Genomic DNA, 1419 nt, shown 5'->3' with positions numbered 1-1419 from the left:
GTCAAATTTACCGACGGCGTCGCAGAATCGACGACGCCAGCTAACCGCGCCGCCTGATCGGCCCCATCACCCAATTTCGGCCATAGCTCCTGCGCCGCCAGCGCCAGGCGCCGCGCTTCGGAAACGGAGATCCACCTTCAGGAGCGCGCTCCCGACACCGTCGCGATAAAGGCGCGCAGGTCGGCCAGCATCAGTTCTGGCTCTTCCAGCGCGGCGAAATGCCCGCCCCGCGGCATGTCGGTCCAATGCACGATGTTGTAGGTCTTCTCCGCGAACGAGCGCGGCGGCGGCAAGAACACTGGATCGGGGAAGGCCGCAACGCCGGTCGGCACCTGGATGCGGGTGCCGGCCGGAAGCATCCGCGACTCCTCAAGCCGGCTGCCGTAGTAGATCCAGGTTGCCGTCACGAACGATGCCGGCGCGATGTAGAGCATGATGTTGGTGAGGAGTTCCTCCTCGGAAAACTTGCTCCAGATGTCGGGGTCGCCGTCGGCGGTTGTCGGAAGATCGGCCCACTTGCCGAACTTTTCGAGTATCCAGCCCGCCGCTCCGACCGGGCTGTCGGCCATCGCGACGCCGAGCGTCTGCGGCCGGGTTTCCTGCTCGTGAAAGTAGGCGCTCTCCCAATCGGCAATCGCGGCACGCTTGGTGGCGAAGGACTTCTCCTCGTCGGTCGTCGGAGCGGCATCCACCGCACGCACGGTCATCATGTTGATATGGATGCCGAGCAGAGCGTCCGGTCGATCATGCGCTGCCCAGGCCGCGATGCCGTGGCCCCAATCGCCCCCTTGAACGAAATACCGCGCGTCGCCGAAAAGTTGTATCATCAGCCCATGCACGAGCGCAGCAGCCCGCCGCGGGCCGATCGGGCGCGTGATCGGGTTGGAGAACGCGAAGCCAGGAAGCGAGGGGACGACAACATCGTGCCCGTCCGCTGCGAGCGGCTGCAACAGCCGCTCGAACTCGAGATACGAGCCCGGCCAGCCGTGGAGAAGCAGGACGGGCGGCTTGGAGCCGTCGCCTTTCACATGAACGAAGTGGAGGTGCTCGCCTTCCACGTCGGCCGTGAAGTTGGGGAGTGCGTTGAGGCGCCGTTCGACCGCACGCCAATCGTAGCTGTCCCGCCAATACGCGGCGAGCCGCTTGAGGTCATCAACCCCGACCCCCGCTGACCAGCCCCCCGCATCCGGCAGCTGGCTCCAGTCATAAGCCTCGACCTTGGCTCTGATCGTGGCGAGCCGTTCGTCAGGGATGTTGATCGTGTAGGGTGAAATCATGATGTTCTCCGCTTAAGCTGGGATGCGGTTCGATGGAGAGGGCGTCCACCAGAGCTATGGCGGAATCTGGGTGATGACGGCCTGAGAAGGGCGGCGTATCGAGGCGGGTAACCAGCCAGCCAGAACCTCTTATGCAGAGCGA

General features: G+C 64.5%; 1 protein-coding gene. It reads right to left on the bottom strand.

The window, feature by feature from the left end; translation table 11 throughout:
- Positions 1-137: 137 nt before the first annotated feature.
- A complete protein-coding gene (locus YY7_RS0149870; protein WP_028169428.1) occupies positions 138-1277 on the bottom strand; it encodes an epoxide hydrolase family protein in 1140 nt (379 codons plus the stop codon).
- Positions 1278-1419 lie beyond the last annotated feature (142 nt).

The sequence above is a fragment of the Bradyrhizobium elkanii WSM2783 genome, from assembly GCF_000472865.1.
GTDB classification, from domain to species: Bacteria; Pseudomonadota; Alphaproteobacteria; order Rhizobiales; family Xanthobacteraceae; genus Bradyrhizobium; species Bradyrhizobium elkanii_A.
Note: the sequence above shows the minus strand (reverse complement) of the source record. Positions and strands in the feature narration are given on the sequence as shown.

Bases quoted from the DNA above. Each gene is read 5' to 3' on its own strand.
- YY7_RS0149870 (WP_028169428.1), bottom strand. From the start codon at position 1,277: ATGATTTCACCCTACACGATCAACATCCCTGACGAACGGCTCGCCACG.